Raw genomic sequence first — 15,828 nt, forward strand, 5'->3', positions numbered from 1 at the left:
TGCCCCATCCCCAATCGGTGATCCATCCATGTCTGCTGGAAACGCGGTGATCGGCGCTCTGCGCGCCACGCTCGGCCTCGATACGGCCCAGTTCGACGATGGCGTGAAGCGCGTCCAGTCGCAGCTCGGCGGGATCGGCAAGGCTTTCGCCGTGCTCGGCGGCAGTGCCGTATTCGCCGGCTTCATGTCGGGACTCGGCGCAGCCGTGGGCCGAATCGAGGAAATGCTCAAGCTGAGTGCCCAGCTCGACAAGGCGATCGAAAACACCGGCAATACCGCTCGCACGAGTGCCAAGGAGGTCGAGGAATTCGCCGACCGGATCGAACGCTCGACCGGTCGGGCTGCCGAAGAGATCATGGCGGTGGCCACCAATCTGACCACGTTCGGGTTCGGTCGCGAGCAGTTCTTCCGGGCGATCGAGCTGGCCGACGATATGGCGGCGGCCTGGGGCGGGGATCTGAGGCAGAACGTCGAGGGGCTCGGGCGCGCGCTTGCCGAGCCCGAAAAGGGGCTGGCGATGCTGACCAAGCGCGGCATCACCTTCACCGACCAGCAAAAGGAAATGATCGCCGGCTTCATGCGCGCGAACGACCTTGTGGGCGCGCAGGGCGTAATCTTCGAAGCGCTCGAAGAGCAGGTAAAGGGTGTGGCGGAAGCCGGGTTCGGCGGACTGACCAAGGCCTCTGCCAATGCCTGGAAGTCGGTCGAGGATTTCTTCGAAGCGATTGCGAACGGGCTCAGCCTGGGCAGCGGGCTCGAGATGGCGCTGATCGGAGCGGCGGCTGCGATCGACCTCGTGACAGCCAATCTGGGCGTGATCGGCAAGGTTGTCGCTGTGGCTGGCACGGCGCTGTCGGTGGCGATGGGACCTGCCGTCTGGGGTGTGATGACGACGGCAGCGGGGCTCTTCATAACCACCGTCGTTGCAGGCATACGCGCGATCGGCGTGGCAATCGCGGCCAACCCGATCGGTTTCATCGTCACGGCGCTCGCCGCCGGCGTGACTGCGGCCTTCATGTTCCGCGACGAGATCAAGCAGGCGATCGGCGTGGACGTCGCGGGCATCATCAAGGATGTCGGCAACAACATCATTGCTGTGTTCGTCGGCAGCTACAATTTCGCGGTATCGACCTGGTCGAACCTGCCCACGGCTTTCCGGGCGATCGGCAAGCAGGCCGTCAACAGCCTCATGGAGGAACTCAGCAAGCCCGCCCTTACCTGGGGCGATCAGGTGCTGATTCCCGGACTGCCGACTGGATGGCTCCAGCAATCCCTTTCTGACGAGGAGAAGGCCGCCCTGAGCGGCGCTACGGGTTCGTTCGGGGATGCATTCGGGCCGGACTATCTCGGGGACCTTTTCACCCGAACCTTCGGGGAGGAGGGGCCCGGGGCGATCGTCAAGGGTTTCGAGGATATCGGAGCGGCCGCAGGCGGCGCGGGCGGGCGCATCAGCAGCGAGCTCAACTCTGCGCTCGAGGCGATGCGGTTGTCGCTGATGACGGAAGAGGCGGCGGAGCTCGCAAGCCATCAAAAGCGGCTGGCGCAAATCGCCCAGTTCTACAGCAATGGCATGATCCTCAAGGCCGAACATGATGCCATGATCGAGGCGGCGAACGCCCAGCACGCGGAGCGGATGAACGCGATCGCGCAGCGGCAGATCGACGAAGAGGCGCGCATTCGTGGGCAACTGGTCGGGCACACCTCCAGCATCTTCGGATCGCTTTCGTCACTGATGGAGAGTTTCGGGGAGGAGAACCTCGCCGCGGCCAAGGCGTTCGGTGTCGCGCAGGCGATCGTCAACACGGCCGAGGGCGTCACCAAGGCCCTCGCGCAAGGCGGCGTACTGGGGTTCGCGGGAGCAGCCTCCGTCGCTGCGGCAGGTGCCGCCCAGATCGCGACCATTCTGAGCGCGTCCAAAGGCGGCAGTCGGCGCCCATCGATCGCCACGCCGGCGGGTTCCGGGGGGTCGGGTGGCGCGCCGGCGCAGGCTATGCGGCAGGTGTCGGCGAACATCACGCTGCATGGCAATAGCTTCTCGGCAGGCCAGATCGAGGGGCTCGCGAAGGAACTTGCTGAACTCGTCAACACCAATGGTGCGAACGAGCTCATTGCATCGATCAGGCAGGCGGGCGGCTGATGGGGATCATCGTCGCCAATGCCTATGCGCTTTCGCTTGCCGAGGAAGAGCGCGGCACGTTCCCCGTGCTGCTCTGGGAAAACCTGGTGCAGGGCTATGCCGCCAGTGCCGAGGCCGCAGGGTATCCGGCCAGCAATCTGGGGACTTCGTCGACGATCGAAGGATGGCGCGGAACGGGGAGCGGGCCTCACTCCCTCACGATGACGCTGGACCCGTCGCGGATGGTGGATGGCCTCGGCCTCGAGCGGCACAATCTGGGGTCGGACGGAATGACGCTGTCGCTCTGGGGGCTCGCCCCCGATGGCGATGCGGAGGTTTCGGGAGATTGGTCCGAGATCATCCCTGAAATCATCGTTGCCGATGACGGCACGCTGATGATGCGGTTCGCGCCCGAGAGCTACGCCGCCTTGCGGCTCGACATCGTTCCGGTGATGGCGACGCCCCGGGTGGCGCTTCTCAGCGTCGGGAAGCTCCTCGTGATGGAGCGTGGTAATCAGGCCCACACGCCCATTCCGTGGGGTATCACGCGCGATGTGCAGACCGCGCGCAGCCAGGCGGGCGATTTCCTGGCACGAACGATCACCGGCAGCACACGGCGCGGCTCGATCAGTTTCATTAAGCTGTCGGGCGGATGGATCCGGTCGAGCGGCTTCCTGCGTTTTGCGGCGGCCGCTGCCGGACTGCCGTTCTTTCTCAGCTGGAATCCCGAGGAGTATCCCGGCGAGGTGGCGTTCGTCTGGGCATTGAACGACATCATCCCCGAGACAAGCGATCTCGTGGGCTCCGTTGATGTGACCATCGAGCTCGAGGGCGTCGTCCTATGACGACGGTCGGCCGTATCGTTCTCGATTTCGGCGACTGGGGTTCGGCAGGCCGTATCGCCATCCTCGTCGAACCGCTGGCCTGGCGCGGGATCACCGTGCCGGCCGGCTTCATGAGCGACGGCGCGAGTGTCCCGCGGCCTCTTTGGTGGTTCCTGCCTCCCTGGGGTGATCGCGCGACGGCTGCCGCGCTCATCCACGATTATCTCTGCGACATGCTGGACCGGGGCAAGCCCGTTGCCGGCTACGCGAGCCGGGCGCTCTGCGACCGCGCCTATTTCGACGCGCTCATCGATCTCGGCGTCAGCCGGCCGAGGGCCGTGCTCTGCTGGGCCGGTGTGCGCACATACTCGATCCTCCACGTGCGGGCACTCTGATGGGCCATGTCTTCGACATCGTCGAGATCGATATCGAGCGTTGCGGGCTGACCTATGGTATCGGCGCCTGCACGGCGGCCCTGGGGGTGACGGGCGAGATCAAGTGCTACAACAGCCTTCGCACCTGCCAGGATACCGCCCATTTCGACAGCGATGGGGCCGGCGGGGAGGCAGGGACGCTCGCGACATGGCGCTTCGCAAAACCGAGCGAAGCGTTCGCCGCGAGCGGGATCGACGCCATCACGACGATCGAGAGCATTGCCTATACGCCGCAGACCATTCATCCGGGCGAGGGGCCGGGGCAGCGGGCGACGTTGACGGTAACGTTGAGCGATCATCACTGGGGGGACACCGGCCCCAATGGCGACAAGTATCGCGCCGAGCGCGGGCACGACCCATTCAAGCGCGGGACATTCTGGGGCAAGTGGCGGGCGCGCCAGCCCTATATGCGCGGCCGCGCGATCCGCTGGAAGCAAGGGCTCGACGGCCAGCCCTTTGCCGGCTTCGACACGCGGCACTTCATCATCGAACGCTTCGACGGGCCGACGCCCGAAGGGCTCTACACCATAACGGCGCGCGACGCGCTGCAGGAGCTTTTCGGCGATCGCGCGGTCTGCCCAGAGCTTACGCCCGGCAACCTCGTCGCCAATATTGCAGCCAACACGACGAGCGTAACGCTGGCGCCGGCGGGTGTGGGCGATGCCTATTATGACGCTTCGGGCTGGGTGAACCTCGGAGGCCGCGAAATCGCGGCGTTCTCGCGCGCGGGCAATGTGCTGACGCTGACCCGCGGGCTCTGGGGCACGACGGCCCAAGCGCACGAGGCCGGCACGCGTGTGCAGCTCTGCGCGGCCTTCATCTCCGACACGCCGGCCGAGGCCCTGGCGCGGCTCGAGACGCAATATGCCGCGATCAGCCCGGACGTCATTCCGCTGGCCGAATGGGAGAGCGAGATCGAGGCGTTCTATGGCGGGGCCCTGCTGACCGCGCTCGTGCCGGAGCCGACGCCGGTCGAGCACCTGGCGACAGAGATCATTCGCGAGGTGGGGCTGTCGCACTGGTGGAGCGAACGGACGGCCAGGCTGCGGCTTCAGGTTCTTCGCGCGCTCGACACCAACGTCACCGTGCTCGACGCGCGCAATGCGCCGGGCGAAAGCAACGTCATCGCCAACTCGCTGCAGATCACAGAGCAGCCCGACAAGCGCAAAAGCCGTGCCCAGGTCTATTTCGGGCAGAGAAACCCGATCGAAGGGCTGGAGCCCAAGAACCTGCCGATCTCGGCGCTGCACGTGGCCACGTTCGACGAGAAGGCTGAGGGCAGCAAAAGGCTCGACGTGCTCTATTCCCGCTGGATCCAGTCCGGAGGTCTCGCCGCGGCCGATGTGGTGGCGCTGCGCCGGCTGGCGCGCTATGTCCGCGCGCCGCGCCGTTTCAAGCTGCGGATTCCGAGATGGACCTCGCTGCGGCCCGAGCTGGGGCAAGGGTGCCGGCTGCTGGCCGATGTGCTTCAGGACGAAACCGGCGCGCCCGAGAGCGTGCCCTGCCAGATCGTGCGGGTTAACCCGGGCGCGGCAGACAGTGCGGAATACGAGCTCGAGCTCGAGGAGCTGCGGATGGACCCGCGATTTGCTCCGGAGCCGCTGCAAAACACTGTCGTGCTGGCGGCCAACGAGAACAACGTCAACTTCTACGCCAAATACATCCAGCAGTACCGGACGCCGGAGGCCGGCGACGAGGTGTTCCTCGTCATCAACGAGGGCGTCGTCATCGGATCGACCTCGACGGCGAACCCGTCTCTCGACATCGGCGATGACTGGCCCCGCGTCACCCGCACTGCCAGCCGCACCAATGGCAACGCCACGCTGACCGGCCTTTCGAGCACGACGGGGTTCCTGCCCGGCATGTTCGTGACGGGCACGGGCATCCCGGCCCGGGCCAAGATCGTCTCGGTCAATTCGGGCAGCTCGATCACGATCAGCGCCAATGCCACCTCGACTGGCTCGGGCACGATCACGATCTGGACGGTTCGGATCAAGGTCACCAATCGCGGTCTCATCGCCGGCCCGGGTGGGCGCGGGGCGAATGGGCGCGGCGGGGACAACAATACTGGCTTCAACGGCAACCCGGGCGGCACGGGCCTTCGCACAACAGTGCCATTCGATCTGGACGGCAACGGTGGGATCAATGGCGGCGGCGGCGGCGGCGGCGGCGGCGCTGGCGACTATGTGGGCTGGACCGGCCCACAGGTGCATGGCGCGAGCGGTGGCGGCGGTGCGGGCATGCTTCCCGGAGAACCCGGCACAGGCCCTGGGCCGATCGGCTCTCCCGGCACTCTGCTTGCCGGTGGCGCTGGCCGGCGCAGCAGTCCGTCAAGTCAGGGTTGGGGGTCGGGCGACGGTGGCGGGCCGGGTCAAGCGGGCAGCAATGGTTATGGCTATCGCCCCGGCTCTGGCGGCGCGGCCGGGCCTGCAGTTGTCGGCTGGACGCTGATCGCCACGACCGGCTGGACCGGCACGATTCTCGGCGCGACGAACGCCTGATCTTCACGAGGTAATTGATGGCTTATGCAGCGCTCCGGTTCGACGCCACGGACGAGGCCGGCAATATTCTGACCAATGTCATGGTCGAGATCCGTCGCGAGAGCGGGGGGCTTCAGCAGGCCTATCAGGATCGCGCGGGCACCGTCTCGCTGGGCAGCACCTTTCTCGTCCCTGACGGGAAAGTCTTCTGCCACCTCCCGGGTAACGCCTACCGGGTCACGCTGCGCAAGGGCGGATACGAGCGCGTCCTTCGGTTCGTGGCTGTCGGGCGCGGGGCTGAAGCGGACCTGCAGTTTGCGCGGCCAAAGGGCGAATACGACCCCGAGGCCATATACGAGACGAGTGACTATGTGCGGTCCGGATCGTCGCTGTTTGCATCGCTCGTCGACGAAAACGAAGGCAATGCGCCGCAGACCTCCCCTCCGGGGGATACCGAGTTCTGGATGTATCTCGGGCCTTTCGTGCCCGGAGAGCAGGGCGTTGGCGACAAGTTCGATGCGGTGATCTTCGCTCAGGGCAAGCCCCGCCCCGGAGAGCTGCTGCTGCGCCAGGTATTTTCGGCCACGCCGATCACCTTCCCCGCTGGGCTCACAGGTAGCGCTGCCTCAAGCGAAGTGGCTGCCGACGACGATGCAGAATTCATTCTCGCTAAGAACGGCACTGCCTTTGGAACTGTGACATTCGAGGCGGCGAGCCAGATCGGGCTTATCGTCGCGCCGGGCGCCGTAACCTTCGACAGCTTCGACATCCTCACCATCACCGCGCCCGATCCCCGAGACGCGACGCTGGCCGATATCTCCATCACGCTCACAGGAAACCGCTGATGACCGAGCTTTTCGTCAAGGGGGACCGGTTTCAGGTCTCTGAAACCGTCGAGATCAAGACACCCAAAGGTGCTCTGCTGGCTCGCTACCTGCCGGGCAGTGACTACGGCGTCACCCCGCGCAACCTCGAATTCGCCAATGGCCTGCTCGCCCAAGGCAAGGCCAGCCGCGCCCTATCTGCCCGGGAGCGGTCCGCAAACCGTCTCAGCCCAAGCCCTGCACGCCTCAAGGGGGCGGTGAAGGTCACCCCGAAGAAAACCGCTCGCAAGAAGGAGCAAGCGAAATGACTGTCACTCATGTCATGGCCCTGCGCAACGCGCTCGCCACCACTGTCAAGGAAGCCCATGAGGTGGGCAGCGGCACCGCGACGCTCGTGCTGCGAGACGGCTCCGATCCGATCGTGACTTTCAACCTGGCGGCGACGCCGTTCGGTGCTGCAAGCTCGGGCATCATCACGGCGGCCAGCACGCCTATCGAAGCAACGGCCAGTGACTCTGGCCCGGGCGTCGACAACTTCATCACCTACGACAAGAACGGCGACCCCCAGCTCTCAGGCTCGGTTACCGCGGTGGGCATGGGCGGCGACATCGAGGTGACGAACACCAACATCGCCCTCGGGCAGGATTGTTCGCTCGAAAGCCTGACCTACGAAGCGCCGCAATAATCCATGCGGCTTCTCCTCTCGGGCGACATGCAGGATGGCAATGATGCCGTCCTCTTGTCGGGCGACATGCAGGGCGGCGGCGATGTCGAGCTTCTGAGCCTGGTCGAGCTGTCCGCAGCGCTTCAATCGGGGGCGGCTGCCCTCGACAGCGAAGTGCGCCCGATAGTTACGGCAACAGCAGTGCTCGTCTCCGAGGACGGCGCACTGGCCGGCTCCGTCACCGTCGACCAGACGATCATCCGCGCTGTCGCTGAGCTGGGGGCGTCCCCCGCCATGGTGGATGGCGCTGCCTCATCCCGGATTGCCGCCAGCGGGCAAATGCTCGCCGGAGACGGGGCAGTGTCCGGGGTAGGGGCGGTGCTCGTTTCGGCTTCGGGCGAACTCCTCGCCGATGATGCGCTGCTCTCGGGGGCGATTTCTGCGCTCGTCTCCGCAACCGGGGTGCTCAATGCCGATGACGCTGCCCTCTCGGGTGCCGCGCGCGCTCTGATCGGCGCATCCGGCGCGTTGGCCTCCGGGCCGGGGCAGGTGTCGGGGACGGTGGGCGTGTTCGTCAGCGGGGCGGGCGTGCTCGTTGCCGAGCCTGCCGCGCTTGGCGGGTTCATCAGCACAACTGACCGGGTGAGGGCCTATGCCGCGCTCGAGGCAGGTCCAGCAGGCCTTGTCGGCGCGGTGCGGATGGCTGTGGTCGCGTCCGGTGCTCTTGCCGCAGAGCCGGCGCGGATCGATGGGGCGGTGAAGGCGCTGATCGCGGCGTCTGGCGATCTCATCTCCGAAGCAGCGCTTCTCGACGGCACGGCGCGGATCGAGATCAAGGCCATCGGCGCGCTCGCGTCGGGCCAGCCACAGATGACAGCGGAAATCATCACCGAGGATGCCCGCCGCGTGGTGATGGCGATCTTCTACTAGCGAGGACAGCATGGCTGACAAGACGATCCCCGATCTCACGGATGGCGGGGCGCCGCAGGCTGGCGACCAGGTGCATGTTTTCCGCGAGCCCAATTCGCGCCGTGCAACGCTCGGCACTGCCGCGGGCGCAGCCTCCAGCGACTTCGCCACAGCAACGCAGGGCGGCAAGGCCGATACGGCGGTGCAGCCGGAGGACTTGGGCAACTCCGCTTCTCGCGATGTCGGCACCACGACCGGCACAGTTGCTGCGGGCGATGATAGCCGGATAACGGGGGCCATACAGACGGCATCCCGTGCGGCAACCTCAGTCATTGGCCGTTCAGCCAACAGTTCTGGCGATGCGGCGGATATTCAGGCGTCTGCGAACGATACGATCTTGCGCAGGGTCAGTAATGCGCTCGGCTTCGGCGGGATCACGATCGGCATGATTGCCGACAACCTGATTACTTTCGCCAAACTGGCGCAGGGGTCAGCGCTGTCCGTTTTGGGCGTGAGTGGAAACTCATCCGCCAACGTTTCGGCGATTGCGGCGGGAACCGACCATCAGGTACTGCGCCGTTCCGGCACGACGCTTGGCTTCGGCGCGGTGAACCTAGGCCAAGGCGCGGCTGTTACGGGCACTCTGCCTGTAGGAAACGGCGGAACTGGCGCGGCGACGTTTACTGCGAACAATGTGCTTCTAGGCAATGGTACGTCTGGATTCCAAGCGGTCGCACCCGGCAGTTCGGGCAACGTCCTCACATCGAATGGCACGACATGGACGAGCTCTGCACCAGCAGGTGGGGGCGGCGCAACGCTGACCGCGATCCGCTTCTACACGTCAGGGGCAACCTGGTCCAAGCCGGCGGGGCTGGTCTACGCTCATGTCATGCTCAACGCAGGCGGCGGCGGCTCTCGCGGTAGTTCTGGTGATGGCGGCAATGGTGGCACGTCATCATTCGGAACGCACCTATCCGCAACGGGCGGCGGTGGCGGCACAGCATCCGCAGGCGGCACTGCTGGCAGTGGGTCTAGCGGCGATATAAACATTTCCGGTGAAGATGGCGCATGGAACGGTGGGACAGCAGGGCAGGGGCATGGCGGCAGCTCCAACGGCCCCTTCGGGGGACCTTATGTTTTTGCGTTCACGAATAGGACAGGGCTGCTTTATGGCTCGGGGGCTGCGGCGCAGGTCGCAGGGCGCGGCGGTGGCGGCGGTGGTGGATACTCCGAGAAAGTCATCCAAGCTGCAAGTCTGGCATCAACCGTAACCGTGACTGTTGGTGCGGGCGGGACGGCGGGCTCTGGCACCCAAGGTTCTGTTGGCGGGCAGGGCGTCGTCGTCGTTTACGAATATACGAGTTAGCACCATGCACAGTGTCCTGATCGTCCATGCGCGAGCGCATCAAATCTGGCGTGATACTGCCAAGGCAGACGTCCCTCCGCTTAGCCCGGAACTGATGGCGGATGTCATCGAAACCGCGGGACCGGTAGAGGATGGCTGGTCTTGGGATGGGGAGATATTTTCGCCTCCTGCATCCCCGCCGCCTCCCACCTATAGGCTCTACCGCTCTGTTTTCATCGCGCGCCAGAGCAATGCCGAATCCGGCACTCTGGAGACAGCGCTGCAGCAGGCCGAACCCAAGCTTCGGCAGATGTTCTACGCCTCGGAGTATTTCGTTTCCGACGATCCGCTGTTCGCCGTGCTGCACTGGACGGTAGCAGAGGCGCTTGGTGAGACGCGGGCCGATGAACTTCTGGCTCAGGAGGAGCAGTGATGAACGAAGACGCAATGGTCTTCCTCAGTTGGGGCAGCTTCAGCTTCCCACCCGGCCTGACACCGTTGGTCGTGACCGGCAAAGGAGGGGGCGGTGCGCATCCGACTCTGTCTGGTGCTGGCGGCAGCGGTGCGTTCAATTCGGCCGTGTTGGTGGACAAGGCTCATCTTCTGCTTGCCGCGTCAGATACTGGGCAAGCTGCTGAGCGGAAGCCCTTGGCAGGAGATAGTGCAGCCAGCCAAAGCGCGGATCGCGAACATGAATAAGGCTGTCGCCGCTCAGCATTTCAGGCTCTGTATACCAGCGGGGGTCTGGAATGGCGGCAACCTTCTGCCCAATTTGGTAATCGGCGGGCACTGGTGGCGTCATATGCGCCCGAAGCTCCCCCAGGTTCCTTAGGAGATCGTCTACGGCGGCGGCGTCCAGAACGAATTGGACGGGTGGACTGGTGGGGAATGTGATTGTCACCGTCTTGAGGTCGTCGCTTAGCTTCCACTCAGGTCCCGACATCTAAGCCCTCCAGGTCAATCGCGCCGAATGTGGCATCGCCTGGCCGCCTAGTCGAGTCCGCCCGCAATGCCCCGCCCTCGCGCGGGGCTTTTCTTTGACCACCACCAGAACTGGAGAGCCCGATGGACCCGAACGTCCCAGCGGGGGCAGCGGTGCTGCTCGACTTCATCCGCAAGATCGAAACAGGGAAGGCCGACGCATCGTCCTACGAGGTCGTCTTCGGCCACAATGAATCGAAGCTGCCCAAGCCGCTGACGACCATGACGGTGGATGAGGTGATTGCAGCCGGCCCGAGTTGGACGCGCGCATGGCGGTCTTCGGCAGCGGGCGGCTATCAGTTCATGAACGCCACGCTGAAGGACCTGAAGCGCGAGCTCGGCCTTCGCGGTACGCAGGTGATGAACCCGAACCTGCAGGACCGGCTGGCCTATCACCTTCTGAAGCGGCGCGGCTATGAAGCCTTCATGGCCGGGCGGATCAATGCAGTGGAGTTCGGCAAGCGGCTTGCCATGGAATGGGCGTCTCTGCCTGTCCTTGCGACGACGCAGGGCCAGCACCGCCAGGTGAACCGTGGGCAGAGCTACTATGCCGGGGACGGGCTCAACAAGGCCCTAACCAAGCCCGAGGACGTTGAGGCCGTCATTGCCTACGCGAAGTCGGTGGAGATGGTGCCGCCTCAGCCTGCGCCACAGCCCGCTCCTGCGCCGTCCCGGCCTATCCCCCAGCCGGCCCCTGTCCCGCCCGTGCAGGGCAAGGATAACGGGCAGGCATGGCCTCTCGTGTTCGCTGTCCTCGCTGCCATCGCCGCAGTGGCGATCATCGTGGGAGTTGGCGCATGAACGCAATCTGGTCTTCGATCGCGATTCAGATCGCATGGGCCGTGCTCGAGCCGCTGCTGTTGACTGCGGTGACCGCGGCAGTCAGTTGGGCAGTTGTCCGCTGGCACAGGATGACCGGCTACCAGATCGAGGCGAGCCACAGGGACGCGCTCCACAAAGCGCTCGGGAACGGCGTGAAGGCAGGGCTCCAGGCTCTCAAAGCTCAGCGAGGCTATTCCCTCATGTCGGACGCATCCGACCCTTGGGTGCTGGAATTCGCTCAGCACTATGTCGAGGCGAGGAACCCGGACACCGTGCGGCGGCTGGGTCTGACACCCGAAGTCCTGCGCGAGCTCGCCGTTCCCCACCTTCCGTTGCCGGCATCGTTCACCATGCCCAGTCTCGGGGGCCAGAAATGACCGGCCCGGGCCTCTGGATCCGCATACAGCACCGGTTCGGTCCGCGGATGACGGAATGGATTCTAGCCGTCATCACTGCGCTGTGGGGCGCGGTGCTGTTGCTGCCCGAGCGCACATTCGATCAGCCTACGTGGTCCGGCTTCCGCATCATCTTCGGGGACGAGACGCTTCTCGGCTTCATCATGCTTGCCCTCGGCTTCCTCAGGCTTGGAGGCCTCGTGGTCAACGGCGCGCGGAAGAACGTCACGCCTTGGATCCGCGTGGTGTCCGCCTCGCTCGGCTTCCTCCTCTTCGTCGGCATTACCACCGGCTACGCTCTTTCCGGTGTCGTCAGCACCTGGCTCGCCATCTATCCGGTGTTCGCACTGGTAGAGCTCATGAACATCTATCGTGCTGCTCACGACGCCGGAGAAAGCAATGCAGCTCCCTGATCTCACCGGACTGCCTCCGTGGGCGGCCGTATCCTTCGGGATCAGCCTTGCCGTCATTTTCGCATTCGTCTGGCTGGGCATAAAAGAGGGTAGGCGGGCCACGCCGTCTGGCGGTAGCGCTGCCGCTCAGGTCGCCGCCGTCATTGTTGATTCCTCAGCCCTTGATCGTGCCACCGGCGCAGTGGATGGGCTGACTGTTGCCGTCACCTCGATGAACGTCACCCTGAAGCTTGTCGCTGAGCGCTACGAACGGCTTGGCGATGAGATGGACAAGGTGCGCGAGGAAATGCGCATCCACCGAGAAGTCACCCGCCGAGGATAGTCGTCGGCCTAGCTGTGGAGGGTGAATTGATTTGTCCACGTCAAGACTGGCCGGGCTCGCGCCCTGGGGGGAGCAGCAAGGCCCGGCCGGCGGCGCTATCTCAGGGTGTGCCGCAGCCAGACATTATCAGCACGCGCAACGCCGACAACAAAAAACCCCCGGCGCCACGGAACGCCGGAGGTTCGCTATGCTGCTCTTGGGAAGCGGCTAGAAGCGGAAATTCAAACCTGCACGAGCCAGCACAGCGCTAGAGCTCATGATGTAAACGTCGTCATAGCCCGATTCCGGATCGGACTCGGTCGTAGTCGGAAGGCCGATGTACATACCCTCGAGTTTGAGTGACGTGCTGTCATTCAGCGCGATCTCAGCGCCTGCGCCAAGAGCGAAGCCGAACTGGGTCTCATTGACGCAGAAGCTATAGTATTCGCCACATTCGTAGTCGTCAGGATCATAGACCCCGCTGAGGTCGACACCGACCATTGCAACACCAGCAGTGGCGTAGAAGAGGGCGTTGTCAGTGGCCACGCCCGCGCGCAGGCGAATGGTCGAGTACCAGTCCCACGAGCGATTGTACTGTGTGTCCTCATAGTCGTCATAGTAGCTCTGCGACATGGACGCCCAGTTCAGGTCGCCTTCGAGACCGAAGACGGCAGAGCCGATCTGGTAGTTGTAACCGGCAGTCACGCCAAGGGAGCCGCCCCAGTCGGAGAGGTCGACGGCGTTATACGATAGGTATTCGCTCACGTCGCTGAAGTTCGTGTTCAGGATCCCAGCACCCCCGACGACACCAACGTAGAACCCGGTCCAATCATAGGTGGACGTCATGGCAACATCGTAGTTTGGCAAAGCGAAGTCGGCTGCCTTGACCGCGCCCGCCGACGCGACCAGCGCAAGCGCCGTTCCAAGAAGAAATTTTCTGATCATTTTACAGTCCCCAAGGCGCCATCACGGCGCGAAACCCCCGCAAGCCCAACATGCCTTAGAATTGCTCTCGTGAATATTGCGGCGTTGCAACACCGCCAGAATTTTGACGCATTGTTGCGAAAGCACGCATCGGCGCGTCCAAGCCCGCTATATGCTCACTGGCTCAACCGCTTGTTCGCTCTTTGCTCTGGAGCAATGACTCGGCTCCTCGTGATGAGGAGCCCCTTATGCCGCGGACGCTGAAGACACTGGAAGATGCCCGGGTGACCGGGCAGGAGCTGGTCGCGACCTGCCTCCAGCTCCAGTGCCGGCATCGCTGGCTCGTCGATCTTCCCAAGGTCATCCACTATGTCGGCGGCGCACACAGCCTTTGGCCGGTGCGCGGGCAGCGGCACTTTTCCGAGCGCATGCGCTGCCCGGCCTGCAACGGCAAGGGCGTGCATATCTGGATGGGTGTACCCAAGACGCCGCAGCCGCTGATGGGCGGGCTTCCCTATGCGGTGGAGAATCGGGACGTCGGCAGCGAGGTGCTGGTGAGCGTGCTGGCGAAGGTTGGCCACATCAGCGTGGCGCATGCGGCGTTCGAGGCGGCAGTGCAGGCCTATCCCGGCCGGCGGCTCTCACTGACCGAAGGCGCGTTCGTGCTGCGCGACAGCCGGCTGGTCGTGGTGCCGGGCGGAAAGAAGGGGGCTTAGCCGTCGCGTTCGGCGGTTTCGTCCTGCAACAGGGCGTGCGCGCGGGTGATGACGACGCTGCGGTTCGTGCCAAGCGCCCTGGCGATCGCCGCGGCGGTGCGACCTTTCCGCGTCCATTCGCGGATGATGCGATCGGTCTCTTCGGTGTGGGTGAACCGGCGGCGCGGATCGACATACTCGCGGCCATTCTCATGAGTGATTCCCTGCCCGGCGAGGATGAGCAGCCGCGTCCTGACTGTTTCGAACTTCATTTCGAGGTGCTCGGCGATCTCCCGAGTGGACCGGCCCTCGCTCGCCGCCTTCAGCATCGCCCGATCGGTGTCGGGCGTATGCCGGTGGGCCCGTTTGTAGGCTGGGAAGCCTGCGGCATCCACCCAGCGGCGGACGGTCTGCTTGTTGATCCCGAGAGCCTCGGCGATCGCTTTCAGCGTGGCGCCATCGGCGACCATGGCGCGGATGATCGCGATTTCCTCAGGCGAGGCGGACATCGGCCTTTGCGAGTGGGGACGACGAATACGCTCGGGCTGCTCCATTTCGACGCGGCCCGCTAGCGGTCGAGCAAGAGCAGGTGCGCGATGCGCGCCGTGCGCAGCTCGGCCTCGAGCTTTTCGTTTTCGATGTCGCCCTCGATGTGATTGACGGCCAGGCTGGTCAGGGCGGGCCAGATCTCGGCGCGGTCCCAGCCGGCGGCTTCGGCCGCGGCGACGAGCTTCATCAGCCCCGGCTCAAGCGCCTCCTCGCAGTCGAGCGTGCGATCGGGATGGCTCGCCGGCCGCACGGGCGGCTTCACCTCAGGCTGCATCATCCTTCCTTCCCCTCGCCACGATTTGCAGAGCACCATCCGGCAGCGGCCGCTGCAGCTCGCGCGCAATCTCCCAGGGCGCCGTCATCCACATGTCGAGCTCGTCGGACGTGGTGAGGATGACGGGCATGGCCTTGGGGTGGATGGCGCCGACCTCGGCATTGGGCTCCGAGGTGAGGAAGGCGAAGAGATCGGCGTTGACCTCGCCTTCCTTCGTCTTCCGCGTGCTCGTCCAGTTCGTCCAGATCCCGGCGAAGAAGGCGAGGGGCCGGCTCTCGTCGAACGCGAACCATGCCGGCACCTTCCTGCCGTCGGGCAGGGTCTCGTATTCGGAGAAGCTCGAGAACGGCACGAGGCAGCGATTGCCTGGGCCGAGCCAGCGGCGCCAGTGCGGGCTCGTCGTGTTGCGCACATTGGTGACGCCCGGATCGACGGTGCGGTCCTTCAGCACGAATTGCGGGCTAGGCATGCCCCAGCGGGCGAGGGTGAGCTCGCGCTCGCCCTCAACGGTGCGGACGATCGGCGCGGGGTAATCCGGGAAGATCCCGGGCATGGGCGCGAGGTTGCCGATCCCGTCGACGATGCGCGTCGCCTTTGCAAAATCGATGATGGCCTGGCGGCCCTTCGTCATTGAGTAGAGATTGCACATGGCGGCTCCGCTTCGAGAGTCTAGCGCTTGCGCCGTCGCTCGCCAAGAAAACTTACGCCTTAGCAGAATGCGGCAGGCCCCTCAGTTTGCTGCATGAATTAATCTAGCCCCAGCGTGAGGCGTCGTGTGCTGATCAGTAAGCAAGTCGGGCGCGGGAACCAGTTAAGAGGTGCGGTCATTTGAGTCACGCTTTGTAGATGATCGTTAGCTCAAGGAGAGCTGCGCAGCA

At 64.7% G+C, this 15,828-nt stretch carries 20 protein-coding genes; 16 read left to right on the forward strand and 4 right to left on the reverse strand.

All coding sequences use genetic code 11. The features are described from left to right. The first annotated feature begins 28 nt into the window (after positions 1-28). From EMQ25_RS05735 to EMQ25_RS05810, 15 genes are all read left to right on the forward strand, one after another. The gene (locus tag EMQ25_RS05735) at positions 29-2,137 is read left to right on the forward strand and encodes a phage tail length tape measure family protein (RefSeq protein ID WP_127187603.1); all 2,109 of its coding nucleotides are present in this window, start codon (positions 29-31) and stop codon (positions 2,135-2,137) included. Then, a complete protein-coding gene (locus EMQ25_RS05740) occupies positions 2,137-2,961 on the forward strand; it encodes a hypothetical protein (RefSeq protein WP_127187604.1) in 825 nt (274 codons plus the stop codon). Before EMQ25_RS05735 ends, EMQ25_RS05740 begins: the two co-directional genes overlap by 1 nt. After that, positions 2,958-3,335: a DUF1353 domain-containing protein gene (locus EMQ25_RS05745; RefSeq protein ID WP_127187605.1), complete on the forward strand. Its 378-nt coding sequence runs from the start codon at positions 2,958-2,960 to the stop codon at positions 3,333-3,335. The genes EMQ25_RS05740 and EMQ25_RS05745 overlap by 4 nt, the downstream gene beginning before the upstream one ends. Then, positions 3,335-5,875 carry a hypothetical protein gene (locus EMQ25_RS05750; protein ID WP_127187606.1) on the forward strand — a complete coding sequence of 847 codons (2,541 nt, stop codon included), beginning with the start codon at positions 3,335-3,337 and terminating at the stop codon, positions 5,873-5,875. Before EMQ25_RS05745 ends, EMQ25_RS05750 begins: the two co-directional genes overlap by 1 nt. Positions 5,876-5,892: 17 nt before the next feature. Further along, a complete protein-coding gene (locus tag EMQ25_RS05755) occupies positions 5,893-6,699 on the forward strand; it encodes a hypothetical protein (RefSeq protein WP_127187607.1) in 807 nt (268 codons plus the stop codon). Continuing rightward, entirely contained in the window at positions 6,699-6,986 is a 288-nt protein-coding gene (locus tag EMQ25_RS05760; RefSeq protein WP_127187608.1) for a hypothetical protein, read from the forward strand. The genes EMQ25_RS05755 and EMQ25_RS05760 overlap by 1 nt, the downstream gene beginning before the upstream one ends. Then, positions 6,983-7,363: a hypothetical protein gene (locus tag EMQ25_RS05765; protein WP_127187609.1), complete on the forward strand. Its 381-nt coding sequence runs from the start codon at positions 6,983-6,985 to the stop codon at positions 7,361-7,363. Before EMQ25_RS05760 ends, EMQ25_RS05765 begins: the two co-directional genes overlap by 4 nt. A gap of 3 nt (positions 7,364-7,366) precedes the next feature. After that, on the forward strand, positions 7,367-8,272 hold the full coding sequence (locus EMQ25_RS18010) for a hypothetical protein (protein ID WP_158625972.1): 906 nt from the start codon (positions 7,367-7,369) through the stop codon (positions 8,270-8,272). Positions 8,273-8,282: 10 nt separating this feature from the next. Beyond that, positions 8,283-9,617, forward strand: a complete 1,335-nt coding sequence (locus EMQ25_RS05780; RefSeq protein WP_127187612.1) for a hypothetical protein — start codon at positions 8,283-8,285, stop codon at positions 9,615-9,617. Positions 9,618-9,621: 4 nt separating this feature from the next. Beyond that, complete coding sequence (locus EMQ25_RS05785) at positions 9,622-10,029, forward strand: hypothetical protein (RefSeq protein WP_127187613.1); 408 nt, start codon at positions 9,622-9,624, stop codon at positions 10,027-10,029. Further along, a complete protein-coding gene (locus EMQ25_RS18015; protein WP_158625973.1) occupies positions 10,029-10,295 on the forward strand; it encodes a hypothetical protein in 267 nt (88 codons plus the stop codon). Before EMQ25_RS05785 ends, EMQ25_RS18015 begins: the two co-directional genes overlap by 1 nt. Positions 10,296-10,661: 366 nt before the next feature. Next, positions 10,662-11,378, forward strand: coding sequence for a lysozyme family protein (locus EMQ25_RS05795; RefSeq protein WP_127187615.1), 717 nt, complete (start codon positions 10,662-10,664; stop codon positions 11,376-11,378). Then, positions 11,375-11,776, forward strand: coding sequence for a hypothetical protein (locus tag EMQ25_RS05800; protein WP_127187616.1), 402 nt, complete (start codon positions 11,375-11,377; stop codon positions 11,774-11,776). The genes EMQ25_RS05795 and EMQ25_RS05800 overlap by 4 nt, the downstream gene beginning before the upstream one ends. Continuing rightward, positions 11,773-12,207 (forward strand): hypothetical protein, encoded by a 435-nt coding sequence (locus EMQ25_RS05805; RefSeq protein WP_127187617.1) that lies wholly within the window; start codon positions 11,773-11,775, stop codon positions 12,205-12,207. Before EMQ25_RS05800 ends, EMQ25_RS05805 begins: the two co-directional genes overlap by 4 nt. After that, on the forward strand, positions 12,194-12,529 hold the full coding sequence (locus tag EMQ25_RS05810; protein ID WP_127187618.1) for a hypothetical protein: 336 nt from the start codon (positions 12,194-12,196) through the stop codon (positions 12,527-12,529). The genes EMQ25_RS05805 and EMQ25_RS05810 overlap by 14 nt, the downstream gene beginning before the upstream one ends. Before the next feature lie 207 nt (positions 12,530-12,736). Here the strand turns inward: EMQ25_RS05810 and EMQ25_RS05815 are convergent, their stop codons facing one another. Beyond that, the gene (locus tag EMQ25_RS05815; RefSeq protein ID WP_127187619.1) at positions 12,737-13,453 is read right to left on the reverse strand and encodes an outer membrane protein; all 717 of its coding nucleotides are present in this window, start codon (positions 13,451-13,453) and stop codon (positions 12,737-12,739) included. Positions 13,454-13,680: 227 nt separating this feature from the next. On the opposite strand from EMQ25_RS05815, the gene EMQ25_RS05820 reads away from it, so the two are divergent. After that, positions 13,681-14,148 (forward strand): hypothetical protein, encoded by a 468-nt coding sequence (locus EMQ25_RS05820; protein ID WP_127187620.1) that lies wholly within the window; start codon positions 13,681-13,683, stop codon positions 14,146-14,148. Here EMQ25_RS05820 and EMQ25_RS05825 read toward each other — a convergent pair. Genes EMQ25_RS05825 through EMQ25_RS05835 form a run of 3 tightly spaced genes read right to left on the reverse strand, consistent with a single transcriptional unit; the run spans position 14,145 to position 15,599 of the window. Next, the gene (locus EMQ25_RS05825; protein ID WP_158625974.1) at positions 14,145-14,636 is read right to left on the reverse strand and encodes a helix-turn-helix domain-containing protein; all 492 of its coding nucleotides are present in this window, start codon (positions 14,634-14,636) and stop codon (positions 14,145-14,147) included. The genes EMQ25_RS05820 and EMQ25_RS05825 overlap by 4 nt on opposite strands. Positions 14,637-14,695: 59 nt before the next feature. Continuing rightward, positions 14,696-14,953, reverse strand: coding sequence for a hypothetical protein (locus tag EMQ25_RS05830; RefSeq protein WP_127187622.1), 258 nt, complete (start codon positions 14,951-14,953; stop codon positions 14,696-14,698). Next, on the reverse strand, positions 14,940-15,599 hold the full coding sequence (locus EMQ25_RS05835) for an SOS response-associated peptidase (protein WP_127187623.1): 660 nt from the start codon (positions 15,597-15,599) through the stop codon (positions 14,940-14,942). The genes EMQ25_RS05830 and EMQ25_RS05835 overlap by 14 nt, the downstream gene beginning before the upstream one ends. Positions 15,600-15,828: the final 229 nt, after the last annotated feature.

Origin of the sequence: Arsenicitalea aurantiaca, assembly GCF_003994485.1 — a bacterium.
GTDB lineage: Bacteria > Pseudomonadota > Alphaproteobacteria > Rhizobiales > Devosiaceae > Arsenicitalea > Arsenicitalea aurantiaca.